Annotated in this window: 19 protein-coding genes; 7 read left to right on the forward strand and 12 right to left on the reverse strand. The window is 61.8% G+C overall.

The window, feature by feature from the left end:
• Positions 1-86: 86 nt before the first annotated feature.
• The gene (locus HX839_RS10270) at positions 87-665 is read right to left on the reverse strand and encodes a DUF4337 domain-containing protein (protein WP_177067022.1); all 579 of its coding nucleotides are present in this window, start codon (positions 663-665) and stop codon (positions 87-89) included.
• A gap of 54 nt (positions 666-719) precedes the next feature.
• On the reverse strand, positions 720-1,604 hold the full coding sequence (locus HX839_RS10275) for a LysR family transcriptional regulator (protein ID WP_177067023.1): 885 nt from the start codon (positions 1,602-1,604) through the stop codon (positions 720-722).
• Positions 1,605-1,700: 96 nt separating this feature from the next.
• Between HX839_RS10275 and HX839_RS10280 the strand changes: the two genes are divergently transcribed.
• Positions 1,701-2,669 carry an SDR family oxidoreductase gene (locus tag HX839_RS10280; protein WP_177067024.1) on the forward strand — a complete coding sequence of 323 codons (969 nt, stop codon included), beginning with the start codon at positions 1,701-1,703 and terminating at the stop codon, positions 2,667-2,669.
• Here the strand turns inward: HX839_RS10280 and HX839_RS10285 are convergent.
• Together HX839_RS10285 and HX839_RS10290 are read right to left on the reverse strand one after the other, a co-directional pair.
• Positions 2,656-3,012, reverse strand: a complete 357-nt coding sequence (locus tag HX839_RS10285) for a DUF2784 domain-containing protein (protein ID WP_177027710.1) — start codon at positions 3,010-3,012, stop codon at positions 2,656-2,658. The two genes, HX839_RS10280 and HX839_RS10285, sit on opposite strands and share 14 nt — an antisense overlap.
• 24 nt (positions 3,013-3,036) lie before the next feature.
• Positions 3,037-3,933 carry a LysR family transcriptional regulator gene (locus HX839_RS10290; protein WP_004371170.1) on the reverse strand — a complete coding sequence of 299 codons (897 nt, stop codon included), beginning with the start codon at positions 3,931-3,933 and terminating at the stop codon, positions 3,037-3,039.
• Between the two features lie 97 nt (positions 3,934-4,030).
• Between HX839_RS10290 and HX839_RS10295 the strand changes: the two genes are divergently transcribed.
• Positions 4,031-4,879, forward strand: coding sequence for an oxidoreductase (locus HX839_RS10295; RefSeq protein ID WP_087692746.1), 849 nt, complete (start codon positions 4,031-4,033; stop codon positions 4,877-4,879).
• A 104-nt stretch (positions 4,880-4,983) separates the two neighbouring features.
• The gene (locus HX839_RS10300; protein ID WP_004371166.1) at positions 4,984-5,670 is read left to right on the forward strand and encodes an HAD-IA family hydrolase; all 687 of its coding nucleotides are present in this window, start codon (positions 4,984-4,986) and stop codon (positions 5,668-5,670) included.
• Between the two features lie 117 nt (positions 5,671-5,787).
• On the opposite strand, the gene HX839_RS10305 is transcribed toward HX839_RS10300, so the two are convergent.
• On the reverse strand, positions 5,788-6,180 hold the full coding sequence (locus tag HX839_RS10305) for a YbaN family protein (protein WP_177008388.1): 393 nt from the start codon (positions 6,178-6,180) through the stop codon (positions 5,788-5,790).
• A gap of 20 nt (positions 6,181-6,200) precedes the next feature.
• Positions 6,201-6,788, reverse strand: coding sequence for a YecA family protein (locus HX839_RS10310; RefSeq protein WP_177067025.1), 588 nt, complete (start codon positions 6,786-6,788; stop codon positions 6,201-6,203).
• A gap of 276 nt (positions 6,789-7,064) precedes the next feature.
• On the opposite strand from HX839_RS10310, the gene recQ reads away from it, so the two are divergent.
• Both recQ and HX839_RS10320 read left to right on the forward strand, forming a co-directional pair.
• Positions 7,065-9,191, forward strand: a complete 2,127-nt coding sequence (gene recQ / locus HX839_RS10315; RefSeq protein ID WP_004371161.1) for a DNA helicase RecQ — start codon at positions 7,065-7,067, stop codon at positions 9,189-9,191.
• 121 nt (positions 9,192-9,312) lie between these two features.
• On the forward strand, positions 9,313-9,747 hold the full coding sequence (locus HX839_RS10320) for a MarR family transcriptional regulator (RefSeq protein ID WP_004371158.1): 435 nt from the start codon (positions 9,313-9,315) through the stop codon (positions 9,745-9,747).
• Between the two features lie 132 nt (positions 9,748-9,879).
• Here the strand turns inward: HX839_RS10320 and HX839_RS10325 are convergent, their stop codons facing one another.
• Positions 9,880-12,069, reverse strand: coding sequence for a patatin-like phospholipase family protein (locus HX839_RS10325; protein ID WP_003214625.1), 2,190 nt, complete (start codon positions 12,067-12,069; stop codon positions 9,880-9,882).
• 83 nt (positions 12,070-12,152) lie between these two features.
• Between HX839_RS10325 and HX839_RS10330 the strand changes: the two genes are divergently transcribed.
• The gene (locus HX839_RS10330; RefSeq protein ID WP_003214624.1) at positions 12,153-12,440 is read left to right on the forward strand and encodes a SelT/SelW/SelH family protein; all 288 of its coding nucleotides are present in this window, start codon (positions 12,153-12,155) and stop codon (positions 12,438-12,440) included.
• Here the strand turns inward: HX839_RS10330 and HX839_RS10335 are convergent.
• Positions 12,434-13,324 (reverse strand): DMT family transporter, encoded by an 891-nt coding sequence (locus HX839_RS10335; RefSeq protein ID WP_003214622.1) that lies wholly within the window; start codon positions 13,322-13,324, stop codon positions 12,434-12,436. The genes HX839_RS10330 and HX839_RS10335 overlap by 7 nt on opposite strands.
• A gap of 154 nt (positions 13,325-13,478) precedes the next feature.
• Positions 13,479-14,270, reverse strand: a complete 792-nt coding sequence (locus HX839_RS10340) for an AraC family transcriptional regulator (protein ID WP_087692744.1) — start codon at positions 14,268-14,270, stop codon at positions 13,479-13,481.
• A gap of 133 nt (positions 14,271-14,403) precedes the next feature.
• Between HX839_RS10340 and HX839_RS10345 the strand changes: the two genes are divergently transcribed.
• Positions 14,404-15,213, forward strand: a complete 810-nt coding sequence (locus HX839_RS10345) for a UDP-2,3-diacylglucosamine diphosphatase (RefSeq protein ID WP_003214618.1) — start codon at positions 14,404-14,406, stop codon at positions 15,211-15,213.
• Positions 15,214-15,362: 149 nt separating this feature from the next.
• Here the strand turns inward: HX839_RS10345 and HX839_RS10350 are convergent, their stop codons facing one another.
• The 3 genes from HX839_RS10350 to phhA form a co-directional block, all read right to left on the reverse strand.
• Positions 15,363-16,559 (reverse strand): amino acid aminotransferase, encoded by a 1,197-nt coding sequence (locus HX839_RS10350; RefSeq protein ID WP_177067026.1) that lies wholly within the window; start codon positions 16,557-16,559, stop codon positions 15,363-15,365.
• Positions 16,559-16,915: a 4a-hydroxytetrahydrobiopterin dehydratase gene (locus tag HX839_RS10355; RefSeq protein ID WP_010166022.1), complete on the reverse strand. Its 357-nt coding sequence runs from the start codon at positions 16,913-16,915 to the stop codon at positions 16,559-16,561. Before HX839_RS10355 ends, HX839_RS10350 begins: the two co-directional genes overlap by 1 nt.
• Positions 16,916-17,019: 104 nt before the next feature.
• Positions 17,020-17,811: a phenylalanine 4-monooxygenase gene (phhA, locus tag HX839_RS10360; RefSeq protein ID WP_003214615.1), complete on the reverse strand. Its 792-nt coding sequence runs from the start codon at positions 17,809-17,811 to the stop codon at positions 17,020-17,022.
• Between the last annotated feature and the right edge of the window lie 21 nt (positions 17,812-17,832).

Below are 17,832 nucleotides of genomic sequence, written 5' to 3' on the forward strand. Positions count from 1 at the left end.
GGTTTGGTTTGGTGATAGCTATCAGCGAAATACGACGATACGTGACGTCGTATTTCTGCTTTCGAGGGGCGATGAAAATCCAGCTCTCAAATATGCAACCACGCCATCCCACCCAACACCACACTCATGCCACCGGCGGTATAGGCCATGCGTTTCAACCACTCCTTCCTTGTCAGCAAGGTAATCGCCGCCATCGAAATCGCGATCTGAATCGCGGTCATCGCCTGCGCCCAGCGGTGATGCTGATGCAGCGCCTGTTCTGACTTTTCATCCCATTCCTTCGAGGTGGCCTCAAGCTTTTCGGCCTGTTTGCGCACGTCTTCCTTCTGGGTTTTATAACGCTCGATCTCGTCGGTGTAGTGCTTGGCATCAACCCCCGGAATATGCGTCGCCAGCTCCGCAAGGTTCTGCCGGCTGGATTTGGCCTGGTAGTAGTTCCACTGGTTGGCGGCTTCGGTCTTGAAGATGGCGGCGTTGTTTTTGTCCATCGCCGCTTCGCTTTCGGTGGAGCCGGCCTGGTAGCTGAGCATGGCGCCGACGGTGGCCATGATGGCGGTCATCACGGCGATGCGGCTGGCGAAATTGTCTCCGCTGCGGTGGGCATGTTCGGTGGCGTGTTCGACGTGTTTTTCGTGGGGGCTGGGGACTTCGAAGGCTTCGGACATGGGGGCGTCTATGAAGGGTTTGAGGGACTCTGATTCTTCACCAGCGAAGCTGTCTCAATCCTGTACGTAATGCTGCAAACCGGCCACCAGGGCGTCAAAGGTGACGCGGCAGCGCGGGCTGTTGCGCAGGTCTTCGTGCATGGTGACCCAGGTGTCCAGTTGCAGGGCAAATGCGTCCGGCAGCACTCGGCTCAGGCGGGCGTCTTGCCGGGCCAGTTTGACCTGGCAGCCACCGATGCCGGCGCCGGCGCGGATCAGGGCCAGTTGTGCGAGGTCGCTGTCGCTGCTGAGGGAAAAGGCGCTGCGGTCGAAGCCTTTGACGGCCAGGCTGCGGATGAAGGCGCTTTCCTGGTCGTAGCCGATGACTGAATGAGCTGAGAGATCATTCAGGCCCTGGGGGATGCCATGTTGTTGCAGGTAGTCGTTGCGCGCATGCAGGCCGACTTCGATAACGCCGATCCTTTTCGCCAGAAGTTGTTCCTGGCTGGGTCGGACCATTCGCACCGCGATGTCGGCCTCCAGTTGCAGCAGGTCCAGCAGGCGATTGCTCAGCACCAGTTCGACCTTGAGGTGCGGGTGCTGTTGGCGCAGGCGGGTGATGATCGGCGGCAGGACTTCCACGCCGATCACTTCGCTGGCAGACACTCGTACCACGCCGCGCACTTCGGGGCCTTGGGGCGACGCGGCGCGCTCGAGTGCGGCGGCGGTGGTTTCCATGGTTTCGGCATGGGTGCGCAGGGTGAGGGCGACCGCCGTGGGCAACAGGCCGCTGGCGGAGCGGGTGAACAGCACCACGTTGAGGGATTTTTCCAGCGCAGCGATGTGCCGCCCGACCGTGGGCTGCGTGATGCCGAGCTGCCGTGCGGCCCCCGACAACGATCCTTCCTTGAGTACCCCGAGGAACGACCGGTAAAGCTCCCAACCAATATTTGATGCCATGCATAAATGTATAGCGTCTGGATGATCTTCGGCAATTCCTCTATAGCTCGCCGGCAAACAGAATCGCCCCATCACACAACCCTCAGGGGAAAAAGCATGAACAAGGTTCTGGTAATGGGCGCGACAGGCGGGATTGGTGGTGAGGTGGCACGGCAGTTGTTCGCTGCGGGCTGGCAGGTGTGCGCCCTGACGAGGGATGTGGATAAGGCTCACAAGCAGAATGCCGATTTCACCTGGATAAAAGGTGATGCGCTGAACCGTGGGGAAGTCGTCGCAGCGGCCCGGGGTTGTTCGGTGATCGTGCATGCGGTGAATCCGCCCGGTTACCAGCGCTGGGTGGAGCTGGTGCTGCCGATGATCGACAACAGCATCGCGGCGGCAGTCGCGGAAGGGGCGACGATTGTCTTGCCGGGCACGGTGTACAACTTCGGGCCTGATGCCTTTGCGCGGTTGGAGGAAGATTCGCCGCAGCATCCACTTACTCGCAAGGGCGCGATCCGGGTGGAGATGGAGCAGCGTTTGCTTGAGGCGACCCAGCAGGGCGCCCGGGTGTTGATCGTGCGGGCAGGCGATTTTTTCGGCGCCAAGGCCGGCAGCAGCTGGTTTTCCCAAGGCCTGGTCAAGCCCGCAAAACCGGTGGCCAACGTGAGCTATCCAGGGGCGCCGGGCGTGGGGCATCAGTGGGCTTACCTGCCTGATGTGGCGAGGACCATGGTCGAGTTGATTGCCCGCCGCGACAGCCTTGATGCCTTCGCCCGTTTTCATATGGCGGGGCACATAGATGCCGATGGTCGGCAGATGAGCCAGGCGATTCAGCGGGTGGTGTCACGCAGGACCGGCCAACAGCCTTCTGTACGTGCTTTCCCGTGGTGGCTGCTGAAACTGGCCGCGCCCTTTGTCACCACCTTCCGCGAGATGCAGGAAATGCGTTACCTGTGGCAAACCGAGGTGCGGATGGACAACCGCCGCCTCGTACAGATATTGGGCAGTGAACCGCACACGCCTTTGGACGAGGCGGTTGAGGCGACATTGGTGGGTATCGGCTGCTTGCCTAAGCGCGCCTGATCAGCCGCACATACACCGCGATATTGATCAACAGCACCAGCGCGCCCAGCCCCAATTGAATCTGCGGCGTCAGCCCGGCCGGGTAGATCATGGCCAGGATGTAATGCTCGATAAACCCGCCGCCATAACCGTCCTGCCCGGCCAGGTGGCGAAACAGGTTTTCCCAGCGGGTCAGCGGGCAGGGCAGGTGGAACACTTCCACCGCAACGCCCCAGGCAGCAGCGGGCAAGTGCAGCCACATCACGGGCCGCCATCTCAGGGCGAGCAAACCGCCAAACAGCACGAACAGAATGAACGACAAATGAAACAGCACCAGGCCGTCGGCGGCGAAGCGGTAGAGCATGATGGGGTTCGCTTTTTGAATAGATCAGGTCCCGAATTCTTCCTTCAGGAACTCGATAAACACCCGCAATTTCTTCGGCGTGTTCGTACGGTTGAAGTAATACAAATACAGCGCGCTGTGGGCAATCCAGTCGTCCAAAACCTCCACCAACTCACCGCGTTGCAGGTACTGCTCGACGCTGGAGCGCGCCACGTAGGCAAAGCCAAACCCGTCCAGCGCACCGCGCACCATCAATTCAACATCGTTGGTCGCCAGCCGGCCTTTTACCGTAACCCGCATCTGCTTGCCGGCTTTTTCAAAGTCCCAGCGGTGCAGCGAGCCGGTCTGCGCACTGCGGTAGTTGACGCACTCATGCTCGAGCAAGTCGTGGGGATGAGTGGGCAGTTTGCGCCCCTGCAAATACTGCGGCGTGGCGACGATGACGAATCGCAACTGCGTCGCCACCGGCACCACCACCATGTCTTCGGCCAGCACATGGTCGTAGCGGATGCCCGCGTCAAAACCCTGGGCGACGATGTCCACCAGGCTGTTGTCCACCGCCACTTCCAGGTTGATGCCCGGGTATTTGCGCAGGAAGCGCTGGAGCAACGGTTGCAGGACCATTCGGCTGGCGGTGGAGGGAATGTTCAGGCGCAAGGTGCCGGCGGCGTCGACCGTCGCCGCTGCTACGCTGTGCAGGCTGGTTTGCAGTTCTTCCAGCAGCGGCGTGATCTTCTGGATCAACTGCTCGCCGGCCTCGGTCACGCTGACGCTGCGGGTGGTGCGGTTGAGCAGTTGCACACCCAACTGTTTCTCGAGGGCGCGCACGCGATGGCTGACGGTCGACACCGACAGACTGCTGGCGTCGGCCGCCTGGGTGAAGCTTTTCGAGCGGGCGACCTGCAGGAACAGTCGCAACTGCTGAAAATCGGGCGTGTCCATTGTGTGGTATTTCCGAAAGGGCCTTGTGGATTATGCATCTTTTTAGCAAGAACAGCGGCGCGCATACTTTTCCTACACACACGAGGATTGGCCCTTTATGACGACTTCCACCGCAAAACCCGTCTGGTTCATCACTGGCTGCTCCACCGGTTTCGGCCGCCAGCTGGCGTTGCACACCCTGAGCCTCGGCTACCCGACCGTGGTCACCGCGCGTAATCCGCAGCAGGTGCAAGACATCGTTGCCGGTCACGAAGAAAACGCCCTGGTCCTGACGCTGGACGTTACCGACCAGGCCCAGGTCGAGGCGGCTGTCAAAGCGGCTGAAGAACGTTTCGGCCATATCGACGTACTGGTCAACAACGCCGGTGTCGGCTACTTCGGCTCCTTCGAAGAAAGCGACCTGGATGACGTGCGCAACATGTTCGAAATCAACGTGTGGGGCTTGAGCGCCATGACCCGCGCGGCCTTGCCCGGCATGCGCGCCCGGCGCTCGGGCAGCATCGTGAACATTTCCTCGGTGGGCGGTGTGGCGGCGTTCCCGTCGCTGAGTTTCTACAATGCGACCAAGTTTGCGGTGGAGGGCCTTTCCGAGGCGCTGTCCCAGGAAGTCGCGCCGTTGGGGATCAAGGTGTTGCTGGTCGAGCCGGGCCCGTTCCGCACCGACTGGGCCGGGCGTTCGGCCAACGAGGCGGCTCACGGGATTGCCGACTACAAGGAAACGGCGGTGGCACGGGCCAATATGGTTCGCAACTACAGCGGCAAGCAGCCGGGTGATCCGGTGCGCGCGGCGATTGCCATCGTCAAGGCGGTGGAGGCTGAGCAACCGCCATTGCGCCTGTTGCTGGGCAAGGCTGCGTTGACCTTTGCGCGGACCAAGGTGAAGGCGCTGAGTGCGGATTTTGATGCGTGGGCTGAGGTAACTGAGGGGGCGGATTTTCCCGAGTGAAGCACTGACTGGATTCGGCACAAGGCCGTAACGGTTGCTTGCAGGTAACGCTGGCCGTTATTGTGCTGAATCCTTTTAGTCCTTTTGCCCACGGATCTGTAGTGATGAATGCACCGCGTACCGCTGTCCCGATCAAGGCTGTCATTTTCGATATGGACGGGTTGTTGCTGGACACAGAAGGCATCTACACCGAAGTCACACAGATCATCGCCGAACGCTATGGCCGTACCTATGACTGGGGGATCAAGCAGCACATCATTGGTCGCGGCGCCCAGGACCTGGCGGATTACGTGGTCAAGGCGCTGGACCTGCCGATTACCCCCGCAGAATTCCTGGTGATCCGCGAGCCGCTGATGAGCGAGCGTTTCCCCAAGGCCTTGGGCATGCCGGGTGCTGAGGCGCTGGTGCGGCACTTGAAGGCGCATAACATTCCGATTGCCGTGGGCACCAGTTCGTCGCGCAACTCGTTTGGCCACAAGACCACGTTGCACCGTGAGTGGTTTGGGCTGTTCGACACTATCGTCACGGCGGATGACCCGGAGGTCGGGGCGGCCAAGCCGGCGCCGGATATCTTCCTGACGGCGGCGCGCCGCTTGGGTGTGGCACCAGAGGATTGCCTGGTGTTTGAGGATTCGCCGTTTGGCGTGACAGCGGCGAAGGCTGCGCACATGACCGCGATTGCGGTGCCGGATGAGGCGATGGCGGACAGCAAGTATCACCATGCCGACCAGATTATTCGCAAGTTGGCTGACTTTGATTTGGCGGCGTATGGCTTGCCGCCGATGCGTTGATCCCTCTGAAGCGACTGGATTAAAAATGTGGGAGCGGGCTTGCTCGCGAATACGGTGTGTCAGCCGATACATGTGCTGACTGATCCACCGTATTCGCGAGCAAGCCCGCTCCCACATTTAGTCCTGCGGTGCCTTGGGCAAGGTCTTCTGCCGCAAAATATAAACCGTCACCAACACCGCACTGGTCAGCATGAACCCTCGCGCCCAGATCAGCGGCACCAGGTAGCAGGAAAATCCGATGCTCACCCACATCAACCCAATGGCATACACCTTGCCCTTGAGCGGAATCCCGTTGCCATCCAGATAGTCACGAATCCACGGCCCCAGGCGCGGGTGTTCCACCAGCCAGTGGTAGAAGCGCGGGGAGCTACGGGCAAAGCAGGCGGCAGCCAGCAGAAGGAAGGGGGTAGTGGGCAGCACCGGCAGGAAGATGCCGATTACCCCGAGCGCCACGCTCAACCAGCCGATGGCTAGCAGAACGTAACGCAGGATCGCGGAACGGTTGCCCATGGGCTCCACGGGCAACGGTCTTAGTGGTGGCGAGGCTTGAGGATCGCCGGCTTTTCGTCAGGTGCGTTGCACAGCAGGTACAGGGCGGTCAGCGCTTCCGGGATCTGAACGATCATGTCGTCCATCAGGTTGGCGTCGGCGGCGATGTCGGAGAATTCAGGCTGTTCGTCGAACAGGCCGGAACCGACCATGATCGGCAGCAGCATTTCGCTGACTTCTTCTTCAGCCGTTTCGAACCAGGCCTCTTCACGCAGGAACACGCCTTCCATGAAACCGATGCACCAGCCGCGCAGTTCGGAGTCGTCCGGGTCTTCGCCCAGGTCCAGGTCGCAAGGCAGTTCGAACTCTTCATCGGAAGCCAGTTGGCGGCCAATGTGAGCCTTGAGGGCCAGCAGGGTCGATTCGATTTCTTCGCGCTGGGCGGCATCACTGTAGTGAGGCTCTTCGGAGAACAGGGCGTCGATCCATTCACGGTCGGGAACGGCATCGGAGCAGATCGACAACGCGGTCAGATAGCCGTGGGCGGCCACGTAGTCCAGCGCCTCGTCGTGCAGCTCATCGGCATCGAGGAAGGCTTGCAGGCGGGTTAGTTGCTCAGCGAAGGACATTGACGGACTACCTTGGGAATAAACGATGGGCAATTCTAGGCTTTCTTGAGCTGCCAGGCCAGCCGCAGCACAGATTTGAGAGGTATTTGAGCCCGGCGGCAATTCACCAACGGCACCCTTTGCCGGGTAACGCTCGGGTATACTGCCGCGTTTTGTGATGCCCCTGCAGGCCAAGCGCCAGTCGCGGGAAAAGTTCGCTTACGGATTATTTCCCGCTCAAGCGTGCTTTTTCGACCAGCCTGTACAGAGGGATTTCGGCGATATTTGGAGTTTTTCATGCTCGAGCAGGCTCAACGCGTCCTCAAGGACATCTTCGGCTACGACAGTTTTCGTGGCCGCCAGGGTGCGATCATTGAGCGCGTGGCCAACGGCGGTGACGCCCTGGTGCTGATGCCTACCGGTGGCGGCAAGTCGCTGTGCTTCCAGGTACCGGCACTCCTGCGGGAAGGGCTTGCGGTGGTGGTGTCGCCGTTGATCGCCCTGATGGACGATCAGGTGGCCACCCTTGAAGAGCTCGGCGTGGCGGCTGCTTCGCTGAACTCCACCCTCAGCGCCGAACAGCAGCGTGACCTCGCCGCCCGGATCAAGCGCGGCGAAGTGAAGATGCTTTACCTCGCCCCCGAGCGCCTGGTGCAGCCACGGATGCTGGCGTTCCTGCAGAGCCTGGAAATCGCCCTGTTCGCCATCGACGAAGCCCACTGTGTGTCCCAATGGGGCCACGATTTCCGTCGTGAATACCTGCAACTGGGCCAACTGGCGGAACTGTTCCCCAACGTCCCGCGCATCGCCCTGACCGCCACCGCCGACAAACGGACCCGCGAAGAAATCGTCGAGCGCCTGCACCTGCAGAACGCCGAGCGCTTCCTCTCGAGCTTCGACCGGCCGAATATCTTTTACCGCATTGTGCCCAAGGAACAGCCGCGCAAGCAGTTGCTGGCGTTCCTCTCCGATCGGCGCAGCGACGCCGGCATTGTCTATTGCCTGTCGCGCAAGAAGGTTGATGAGGTCGCCGCATTCCTCAGTGAACAAGGCTACCCGGCACTGCCGTATCACGCGGGCTTGCCCAACGAACTGCGGGCCTACCACCAGAAGCGCTTCCTCAACGAGGAAGGCCTGATCATGGTCGCCACCATCGCGTTCGGCATGGGCATCGACAAATCCAACGTGCGCTTCGTGGCCCATATGGATCTGCCCAAATCCCTCGAGGCGTACTACCAGGAAACCGGGCGTGCCGGCCGTGACGGCCTGCCGGCGGATGCGTGGATGGTCTACGGCCTGCAAGACGTGGTGATGCTCAAGCAGATGCTGCAGAACTCCGAAGGCGACGAGCGCCACAAGCGCCTGGAACAGCACAAGCTCGACGCGATGCTGTCGCTGTGTGAAGAAACCCGCTGCCGTCGCCAGACCTTGCTCGCCTACTTCGACGAAGACATGCCCAAGCCCTGCGGCCACTGCGACAACTGCGTGGACGGCGTGCAGACCTGGGACGCCACCGAGCCGGCGCGCCAGGCGTTGTCGGCGATCTACCGCACCGGCCAGCGCTATGGCGTCGGCCACCTGGTGGACGTGTTGCTGGGCAAGGACAATGAAAAGATTCGCAGCTTCGGCCACGAAAAACTCTCGGTCTACGGTGTGGGCAAGGCCCGCGCCGAAGGCGAGTGGCGCTCGCTGTTCCGGCAGATGGTCGCCCGTGGCCTGGTGGACATCGACCTGGAAGGCTACGGCGGCCTGCGCCTGAACGACAGTTGCCGGCCGCTGCTCAAGGGCGAAGTCAGCCTGGAGCTGCGCCGCGACCTCAAGCCGCAAACCACCGCCAAGAGCAGCACCAGCCAGGCCAGCCAACTGGTGCGTTTCGAAGAGCGCGAACAATGGGAAGCCCTGCGCGCGCTGCGTAAGAAGTTGGCGCAGGAACACAGCGTGCCGCCTTACGTCATCTTCCCGGACTCCACCTTGCTGGAAATGCTTCGCGACCATCCCACTACCCTGGGCGAGATGGCCAGGGTCAGCGGCGTCGGTGCGCGCAAGCTGGAGCGTTATGGCCAGGCCTTCCTCGAAGTGCTCGGCGGCCAGGTCGAGGCGCCGAAAGAGGTCGCCGACATCCGCCACGAGTTGATCAGCCTCGCCCGTGCCGGCATGACCCCGATCCAGATCGCCGGGCAGCTGCAGTGCTCGGAAAAGAACGTCTACACCTTGCTCGCCGAGTCCATTGGCAAGCAGCAGTTGTCGTTGGAGCAGGCCCTTGATCTGCCGGAAGATTTGCTCGGTGAAATCCAGGATGCATTTCTGGACGGAGAAGGCGAATTGCCACCCGTTTCCGAGATTGCGCCGCTGTTTACCGGCCGCGTTCCCGAGGGCGTTTTGTACTGCGTAAGGGCCGCTTTGCAGTCGGAATTCGAGATTTGATGTGCCAATTACGACAATGTAACGAATCAGTACATACCGGGTCTTGCCTACTGGCATGGGTCATGCTTAGCTGACTAATAATTAGCCACACTTTATTTTCAGTCTAATCCATGAGTTTTTTATGCCGTTAACCGATCAACACCGTTTTGGCATGCAGTTGGCGCATATGTCCCGAGGATGGCGTGCCGAGCTGGATCGCCGCTTGGCAGGTTTGGGACTGTCCCAGGCACGCTGGCTGGTGCTGCTGCACCTGGCCCGTTTTACCGAACCGCCTACCCAGCGTGAGCTGGCGCAGAGTGTCGGGGTAGAGGGGCCCACCTTGGCCCGTTTGCTCGACAGCCTGGAAAGCCAGGGCCTGGTGCAACGCCAGGCCGTGGTGGAAGACCGCCGCGCCAAGCGCATCGTGCTGTGCGACACCGCGAAGCCGCTGATCGAGCAGATCGAGACCATCGCCACGGCCTTGCGCCATGAGCTGTTTGTGGGTGTTGATGAAGAGGATCTGCGGGTGTGCATGCGGGTGCATGAACACATCCTCGGAAATCTCGAGAAGTCCTGACCCCAAGTACACAGAAGATCAAAAATGTGGGAGCGGGCTTGCTCGCGAAGGCGGAGTGTCAGTGAATACATGTGCTGACTGACACACCGCCTTCGCGAGCAAGCCCGCTCCCACATGGGTTTTGCGGCGTAGTTAGAAGGTTTGCCCCAGGTTCAGGTACACCGCCTGCTGACTGTCATCGTTAAACCCATAACTGAAATTCAACGGCCCCAGCGGCGTATCAAACCCCAGGAAAATACTGGCGGCGTTGATGTACCCGCTGTCGTATTCATTGTCGTTGTTCCACGCTCGCCCACGTTCCAGTGATGCGCCCAGGTACAACGGGAAATCCAGCGGCAGATAAGACCGCGGCGTCAGCCGGCGATAGTAGACCGCGCGCATCAGGCTGATGTTTTGCCCGGCAATCGCATCCTCGCGAAAGCCCGACAGCTGCCGCGCGCCCCCCAGCAGGAAGCTGGAAATCACCACGTCCGACTTATCCAGGGTGCGCCCATAGCGCCCGCCGAGGATCAGTGTGTCCGGCCCGCTGCTCATGGCTTTGTCCAGCTTGAACTCCCACTGGCGATAGCGCTGGTCCGAACCCAGCCCCGGTTCGAACTCCCGGAAGGCCAGGCCAATGTCTTCGCCGGTATGGGGGAAGTACACGTTGTCGAACGAGTCGAAGGAGTACTTCAGTTCATAGAAACCCTCGCTGAAGTTGATGCTCGGTGAATTCCGGTCGCCAATGCGCACATCCGCCTTGCCCCAGGCCTCGCCGACGCCGAAACGAATCTCGCCGCTGTTGCCGATCTGCCGGCCCACGTTCAGGCCGAAACCGTAGCGTTCCAGGCGGTATTCGGAGATCGGGTTATTGTCTTCAATCAGTTCGACGTTCTGCGCCTGGGCACTGATATAGGGCGCGACGAAGTAGCGTGAACCGGTGTCCATCGGCTGATAGAACTCGCTGTACAGCTCCTGCTTGTCACCGATCTGCACCCGCGTCAGCCATTCGGCGCCGAGGCGGTTGATGCCGTTCATGCGGTAGCTGGCGCCGAGGTTGAAGGCGCTGTCGCCGCGCATGTCATCCGACAGGTTCAGGCCCAGGCGCAGGTAGTCGGTGCCGCTGCGTTTGCCCCGGGCGCTGATGACCAGGGTGTTGTCCTTGCCCTTTTTCACCACGCGGTATTGCACCTGTTCGAAGTAATCCAGGCCGTACAGAGTGCCCATGTCGGTTTGCAGGCGGGCCAGGTCCAGGGGCTCGCCGAGGTTCTGGCGGATGTAGTAGCGGATCACCTCGTCGCCCACCTTGGAGTCGTTCTCTACCTTGATTGCGGTGATCACCGGGTTGCGCTCGCCGGGCGTTCGCGCGGCCACCAGCGACGGGTCCACCGGTTCGGCCGGGCGCAGGTGCGCCAGGCGCACGTCGAGTGCGCGGGTGGCGCGGTAGCCTGCGTCGATCATGTCCTTGGCGCGCCCGAAATCTGTCACCCCGTAGGCGGCCAGGGGCGGCTGGATCAGCACGTCGCGGGGCGCCAGGGCCTTGAGTTGTTCTTCGGAATTGCGCCGGGTCATCAGGGTGATGGACTGGTTGAGCACGTCCACCACGGTGTTGAGTTGCTTGCGTGAGCGCAGCGGGGTGCCGATGTCGACGACGATGGCGATGTCGACCCCCATTTCCCGCGCCACATCCAGCGGGATGTTATCGGTCATGCCGCCATCCACCAGCAGCCGGCCATCCAGTTCCACCGGGGCAAATACCGCCGGGATCGACATGCTGGCGCGGATCACCTGGGGCAGGTGGCCTTTGCGGAACACCACTTTTTCACCACTGGTGATGTCGGTGGCCACGGCGCGAAAGGGGATCGGCAGCTTGTCGAAATCCCGCACGTTACTGGTGTGGGCGAACATGCTTTCCAGCAGCAAGGCCAGGTTCTGACCCTGGATCACCCCCAGTGGCAGGCCGAGGCTGCCGTCGTCGCGGAAGCTGAGTTTCTGTTTGACCAGGAAATCCCGGTCATCCTGCTTGCGCCGGAATGGCACGTCTTCCCGCGGTGGCGCGTCAGACAGGGCGAGCTTCCAGTCGATGTTCAGCGCGAGTTTTTCCAGCTCGTCGATCTTGTAGCCCGAGGCGTACAGCCCGCCGATCACCGCACCCATGCTGGTGCCGGCAATCGCATCGATGTGGATGCCCTGTTCTTCCAGGGCCTTGAGCACGCCAATGTGCGCCAGGCCACGGGCGGCACCGCCGGAGAGCACCAGGCCGATCTTCGGGCGCGGATTTTCGACGGCTTGGACGAGGACAGGGAACAGGCACAGCAACAGACAGGACAACAGGCGGCGCATCATCAATCTCAAGGCAGGACGATAAAGGCCGGTATTATAGCCACTCGATCCTTTCAACCCGCCAAGCAGGAGCCAGTCAATTCATGTCAGCGGCCAAGCCCGAGATTGTCATCACCTATTGCACCCAGTGTCAGTGGCTGCTGCGCGCCGCCTGGCTGGCCCAGGAATTGCTGAGCACGTTCGCCGATGACCTCGGCAAAGTGGCCCTGGAGCCGGCCACCGGCGGTGCGTTTCGGATTACCTGCGACGGTGTGCAGATCTGGGAACGCAAGGCCGACGGGGGCTTCCCGGAAGCCAAGGTGCTCAAGCAAAGAGTGCGCGACCAGATCGACCCGCAACGGGACCTGGGGCATAACGACCGTACTCAGTGAACCTCGGCCGTGGTGGCCGGCTGCTTTGCCGGTTTGGCGCCGCCCATCAGCCCGGACACCACGATGGCCACGATGATCAGCGCGCCGCCCATCAGCATGCGCAGGGTCGGCGTTTCAGCAAACAGCAGCCAGGCCGCGGTGATGCCGTACACCGGCTCCATGGCAAACACCACCGCCGCCGTGCGCGCCTTGAGCACCGCGAGGCTGGCGACAAACAAGCTATGGGCCAGGCCGGTGCAGAACACCCCGAGCAGGCCGATCCACAGCCAGTCCAGTGGCCGCACTTCGGCCAGCCCGGGCGCGGCGACGGGCAACAGGCACAGCGCTACCACCACGTTCTGGCACAAGGCGGCCTGCACCGGCGGGATGCGCCCACTGGCGCGGTTGTTCAGCGACAGCAGCGAGAACAACAACCCGGAGCCGACCGCCCACAACAAGCCGCTGGTGGCCTGGCTGGCGAGATTGAAATCCGGCGTGACCAGCACCAGGCCGATGCTCACCAGCACCACCAGCAGGATCTCGTTGGCGCGAATCCGCTCGCGGAAAATCAAGCCTTCGAGAATCACCGTGAACGCCGGGAAGGTGGCGAAGCCCAGGGTGGCGATGGCCACACCGGCGACCTTTACCGCAATAAAGAAACTCACCCAATGCCCGGCCAGCAGCAGGCCGCTGACCAGCAGGCGGCGCCAGTCGCGGGCTTGCAGCTTCTGCCAGGGCGTGTTGCTGGCAAAGCGCGCAAAGATTGCCAGGGCAATGACCGCGAACGCGGCGCGGCCGAACACGATAATCGCCGGCGAAGCGGCCGCCAGTTTGCCGAACACACCAGTGAGGCCAAACATCAATGCGCCGATATGCAGGGCGCCGAGGGCTGTGCGGGGAGTCATTGCGATCCTTAAACGACGGGTTTACAGGATCGCAGTCTAGAGGGTTGCAGGCATTCGCGTCTGTCGTTGGGCTCGCGGCTTTTGTCGCAGGACTCTTGCTTGGTGAAGATCCCTGTGGGAGCTGGCTTGCCTGCGTTGCAGACAACTCGGTCGTTCAGATAGCGCGCGGAGATGCTATCGCAGGCAAGCCAGCTCCTGCACCGGGCGGTGCTCGTCTGAAGGCTCGGGGCGAGAGGCCAAACTCGCGCAGCATCGCCGCAGCAAATGCACTTTGCGAACCATAGCCCACCCGCGCGGCAATCTCGCCGATCGGCAGCTGGCTGTCGCGCAACAGGCCGCGGGCCATCTGCAAGCGCCGGGTGCGGATGTAGTCCATCGGCGTCTGCCCGCTTTCCGCGATAAACCGTGCATGCAGGCGGGCGACGGATAGGTCGGCGAGCTTCGCCAGGTCCGCCACTTGCAGTGGGTGCGCGGCGTGCCGCTGGATATGCGCATCGAACGCGGCATAGGGCAGGCGCTTGCCCACCGGCGGCTGCGCAAGGTTGAGGCTGGCCAGCAGCAATACGGCGCCTTGCTGGGCGATCAGCGGGTCGTCCACCGGGCTGCTCGCCAGCCATTGCACCAGTTGGCTTTGGCGATTGTCGAGGGTCAGGTGTGCGCACCGGTCGAGCAAGCGGCGGCTGGCGTCGGCGTGCTCTCCCAGGGACTGCGCCAGCCAGTGCTCATCGGGCACGTCCAGCACCAGGCAGCGGCTGCCATCGCGACTGCGGCACGCGTGATGGGCGGAGTAGGGCAGCACCATCACACTGCTGTGCTGCACCTGGCCGCCCCGGCCATCCACCTCGAAGTCCAGGTGCCCGGACAGGCCAAACACCAGCTGTGCATGGTCGTGGCTATGGGCGATAGGCGCATCGGGGTAGTGGCGTAGCGTGAGGTTGGGTCTCATCGCAGTCTCCTGGGCAGGCCCGCAGTTTACATCGCTTCGCCGCCTGTGGGCGCTGTCATCAGACTGACGCAACACTGTCATGGGCTATTAATCCCGTGGGCGCAAGCTCGCGAAAACACCGTGAGGCATGCCCATGACCAGCGCCGAACTCGCCAAACCCAGCCGCAAGCAACGCGTGCGTACCCTGTGGATTTCCGACGTGCATTTGGGCACCCGGGATTGCCAGGCCGAACACCTCTCGCATTTCCTCAAGGGCTACCACGCCGACAAGGTCTACCTGGTGGGCGACATCATCGACGGCTGGAAGCTGCGCAGCGGCATGTATTGGCCCCAGGCCCACACCAACGTGATCCGCCGCCTGCTGACCATGAGCAAGCGCGGCACCGAGGTGATCTACGTCACCGGCAACCACGATGAATTCCTGCGGCGTTATTCGAAGCTGATCCTTGGCAATATCCAGTTGGTGGACGAAGCGGTGCACGTGACTGCCGATGGCCGGCATTTGCTGGTGATCCATGGCGACCAGTTCGACGTGATCACCCGGTACCACCGCTGGCTGGCGTTCCTCGGCGATTCGGCCTACGAATTCACCCTCACGCTCAACCGCTGGTTGAACCACTGGCGGGCGCGTTATGGCTACGGCTATTGGTCGTTGTCGGCGTACCTCAAGCACAAGGTCAAGACGGCGGTGAGCTTTATCAGTGATTTTGAAGAAGCGATCGCCCACGAAGTGACCAAGCGCGAGCTGCATGGTGTGGTGTGCGGGCACATTCACCATGCGGAGATTCGCAAGGTGGGCGAGGTGGACTACCTCAATTGCGGGGATTGGGTGGAGTCGTGCACAGCGCTGATCGAGCACTGGGACGGGCATATCGAGCTGTATCGATTGGCGGATGCCCAGGCGAAAGAGGCACAGCTCAAAGCCGAAATGGTCGCGGGCTGAGCCTCAAACCCACAGACTCACAGACTCACTCAGTCTAAATGTGGGAGCGGGCTTGCTCGCGAATGCGGAGTGTCAGTCACCAGATAATTCGACTGACCCGCCGCCTTCGCGAGCAAGCCCGCTCCCACATTTGGAGCCGGTTTCTTCAGTCAGGTGTGGGAAACATCCGCGATGGCTTCGGCCAACAGTGTCAACCGCGTCGCATCAATCCCCGCCACGTTCGCACGCCCGGAATTGACCATATACACGCTGTGCTTGTCCCGCAGTTGCTTCACCTGTTCCGCACTCAACCCGGTATAGGAAAACATCCCGCGTTGCGCCGCAATATGCGCAAACCGCTCCGACAACCCATGGGGCGCCAACGCCTCCACCAGCCCGGAACGCAGCTGCGCAATCCGCGCCCGCATCGCTTCCACTTCCTCGGCCCACTGCTTTTTCAGCCCGGCGTCACCGAGAATCGTCGCCACCACAGCAGCACCATGGTCCGGCGGCGTCGACCACAAGTTACGCGCAATGAACGCCAGCTGGCTGCGCACATCCGTCAGTTTCTCGGCGTCCGCCGCGCACACAATCAACGCGCCGACACGGTCGCTGTACAAGCCGAAGTTCTTCGAGCAGGAACTGGTGATCAGCACTTCAGGCAGCTCAGCCGCGAACAGCCGCACCGCCCATGCATCCTGTTCCAGGCCATCGCCAAAACCCTGATACGCAAAGTCGATCAGCGGCAGCAACTGACGTTCCTGGACGATCTTCAGCACCTGGCGCCAGTCATCCTGGGACAGGTCGAAACCGGTCGGGTTGTGGCAGCAGGCGTGCAGCAGCACCACATCGCCCTCAGGCACCGTCGACAGGGTGGCCAGCATTGCCGCTACGTCCAGACGATTGTCGCTGCCCACGTACGGGTAATGGCTGACCTTGAGCCCGGCCTTGGCGAAGATGGTTTCGTGGATCGGCCAGGTCGGGTTGCTCAGCCATACGCCACGGCCGGGCAGGCTGTGGGCGATAAAGTCGGCGCTCAGGCGCAGCGCGCCGGTGCCGCCAGGCGTCTGGGTGGCGCCGGCGCGGCGTTCACTCAGCAGCGGCGAACCAGCGCCCAGCACCAACTCACTGATCAGCGTGCCGAACGCGGCATTGCCATGGCCGCCGATGTAGGTCTTGGTGGTTTGTTGTTCCACCAGGCGCTGCTCGGCCAGTTTTACCGAATGGGGGATCGGCGTCAGGCCCTGGTCGTCCTTGTACACGCCCACGCCGAGGTCGAACTTGTTCGGGTTTGGATCCTGGGCGTACAACTCCATCAGCCCGAGGATCGGGTCCCCGGGTACCCGGCCAATTGCGTCGAAATGCATTACTTGCGGCCCTCGGCATCCTTGGCCACTTCGTCGGTGCGCGCGGCCATGATGAAGTCGTTGCGGTGCAGGCCCTTGATGGAGTGGCTCCACCAGGTCACGGTGACTTTGCCCCATTCGGTGAGCAGGCCCGGGTGATGGCCTTCAGCTTCGGAGATCGCGCCCACGGCGTTGGTGAAGGCCAGGGCGAATTTGAAATTCTTGAACAGGAAGACCTTTTCCAGCTGCATCACGCCATCGCGTACTTCGATGTTCCAGTCGGGGATCTGCTTGATCAGCACCGGCAACTCTTCGTCGCTGACTTGCGGGGCGTCGGCGCGGCAGGCTTCGCAGTGGGCTTGGTTCAACGTGGTCATGTGGGTATTCCTGAAATCGAGTATTTGGAAACGGTCGTCAGTAGCGTCACCCTAAAGCAACGCGGGGCCAGGGAACAGACTCACCTGGCCCTAAAAGCCGCAGTTCAAGCCGCTTTTGGCTTGGGCGGGAACTTCGGTGCGTGCAGCCCCAGCTGCATCCCGCGTTCGACCATGCCCATGATGTCTTCCTGCGCCACTTCGAACAGGCGCTTGAGGTTGGGCAGGGCGAAGTACACGGGTTGCAGGATGTCGATGCGATACGGCGTGCGCATCGCTTCGAGCGGGTCGAAGGCTTGATGCTCGGGCACGTCCGAGAGGCAGTACACGGTCTCCTTGGGCGAAGACAGGATGCCGCCACCGTAGATGCGCCGGCCTTCGGGCGTGTCCACCAGGCCGAACTCGATGGTCATCCAGTACAGGCGCGCCAGGTACACGCGCTGTTCCTTGGTGGCGGCCAGGCCGAGCTTGCCGTAGGTGTGGGTGAATTCCGCGAACCAGGGGTTGGTCAGCAGTGGGCAATGGCCGAAGATCTCGTGAAAAATGTCCGGTTCCTGCAGGTAATCCAGCTCTTCACGGGTACGAATAAACGTCGCCACCGGAAACTGCTTGTTGGCGAGCAATTCGAAAAAAGTCTGGAAGGGGATCAGCGCCGGCACCCGGGCGACTTGCCAGCCCGTGGTCTCGGCCAGCACTTTGTTGACTTCCGCCAGCTGTGGAATGCGGTCGTGGGGCAGGCCGAGCTTGTCGATGCCGTCCAGGTATTCCTGGCAGGCGCGGCCCTCGATCACTTTCAGTTGGCGCGTGATCAAGGTGTTCCACACCGCGTGTTCTTCGGGCGGGTAGTCGATAAAACCGTTCGCGTCGGGCTCGCGGGCCACGTACTGCGTCTGCTTCATACTGCTCTCCTGCTAGGCATT

The organism is Pseudomonas sp. I8001, from assembly GCF_013385345.1.
In the GTDB taxonomy this organism is placed as follows: Bacteria; Pseudomonadota; Gammaproteobacteria; order Pseudomonadales; family Pseudomonadaceae; genus Aquipseudomonas.

What these genes read in the sequence shown, in the direction of transcription:
- HX839_RS10270 (WP_177067022.1), bottom strand. Translation starts at nt 665, where the DNA reads ATGTCCGAAGCCTTCGAAGTCCCCAGCCCCCACGAAAAACACGTCGAA.
- HX839_RS10275 (WP_177067023.1), bottom strand. Translation starts at nt 1,604, where the DNA reads ATGGCATCAAATATTGGTTGGGAGCTTTACCGGTCGTTCCTCGGGGTA.
- HX839_RS10280 (WP_177067024.1), top strand. Translation starts at nt 1,701, where the DNA reads ATGAACAAGGTTCTGGTAATGGGCGCGACAGGCGGGATTGGTGGTGAG.
- HX839_RS10285 (WP_177027710.1), bottom strand. Translation starts at nt 3,012, where the DNA reads ATGCTCTACCGCTTCGCCGCCGACGGCCTGGTGCTGTTTCATTTGTCG.
- HX839_RS10290 (WP_004371170.1), bottom strand. Translation starts at nt 3,933, where the DNA reads ATGGACACGCCCGATTTTCAGCAGTTGCGACTGTTCCTGCAGGTCGCC.
- HX839_RS10295 (WP_087692746.1), top strand. Translation starts at nt 4,031, where the DNA reads ATGACGACTTCCACCGCAAAACCCGTCTGGTTCATCACTGGCTGCTCC.
- HX839_RS10300 (WP_004371166.1), top strand. Translation starts at nt 4,984, where the DNA reads ATGAATGCACCGCGTACCGCTGTCCCGATCAAGGCTGTCATTTTCGAT.
- HX839_RS10305 (WP_177008388.1), bottom strand. Translation starts at nt 6,180, where the DNA reads ATGGGCAACCGTTCCGCGATCCTGCGTTACGTTCTGCTAGCCATCGGC.
- HX839_RS10310 (WP_177067025.1), bottom strand. Translation starts at nt 6,788, where the DNA reads ATGTCCTTCGCTGAGCAACTAACCCGCCTGCAAGCCTTCCTCGATGCC.
- recQ (WP_004371161.1), top strand. Translation starts at nt 7,065, where the DNA reads ATGCTCGAGCAGGCTCAACGCGTCCTCAAGGACATCTTCGGCTACGAC.
- HX839_RS10320 (WP_004371158.1), top strand. Translation starts at nt 9,313, where the DNA reads ATGCCGTTAACCGATCAACACCGTTTTGGCATGCAGTTGGCGCATATG.
- HX839_RS10325 (WP_003214625.1), bottom strand. Translation starts at nt 12,069, where the DNA reads ATGCGCCGCCTGTTGTCCTGTCTGTTGCTGTGCCTGTTCCCTGTCCTC.
- HX839_RS10330 (WP_003214624.1), top strand. Translation starts at nt 12,153, where the DNA reads ATGTCAGCGGCCAAGCCCGAGATTGTCATCACCTATTGCACCCAGTGT.
- HX839_RS10335 (WP_003214622.1), bottom strand. Translation starts at nt 13,324, where the DNA reads ATGACTCCCCGCACAGCCCTCGGCGCCCTGCATATCGGCGCATTGATG.
- HX839_RS10340 (WP_087692744.1), bottom strand. Translation starts at nt 14,270, where the DNA reads ATGAGACCCAACCTCACGCTACGCCACTACCCCGATGCGCCTATCGCC.
- HX839_RS10345 (WP_003214618.1), top strand. Translation starts at nt 14,404, where the DNA reads ATGACCAGCGCCGAACTCGCCAAACCCAGCCGCAAGCAACGCGTGCGT.
- HX839_RS10350 (WP_177067026.1), bottom strand. Translation starts at nt 16,559, where the DNA reads ATGCATTTCGACGCAATTGGCCGGGTACCCGGGGACCCGATCCTCGGG.
- HX839_RS10355 (WP_010166022.1), bottom strand. Translation starts at nt 16,915, where the DNA reads ATGACCACGTTGAACCAAGCCCACTGCGAAGCCTGCCGCGCCGACGCC.
- phhA (WP_003214615.1), bottom strand. Translation starts at nt 17,811, where the DNA reads ATGAAGCAGACGCAGTACGTGGCCCGCGAGCCCGACGCGAACGGTTTT.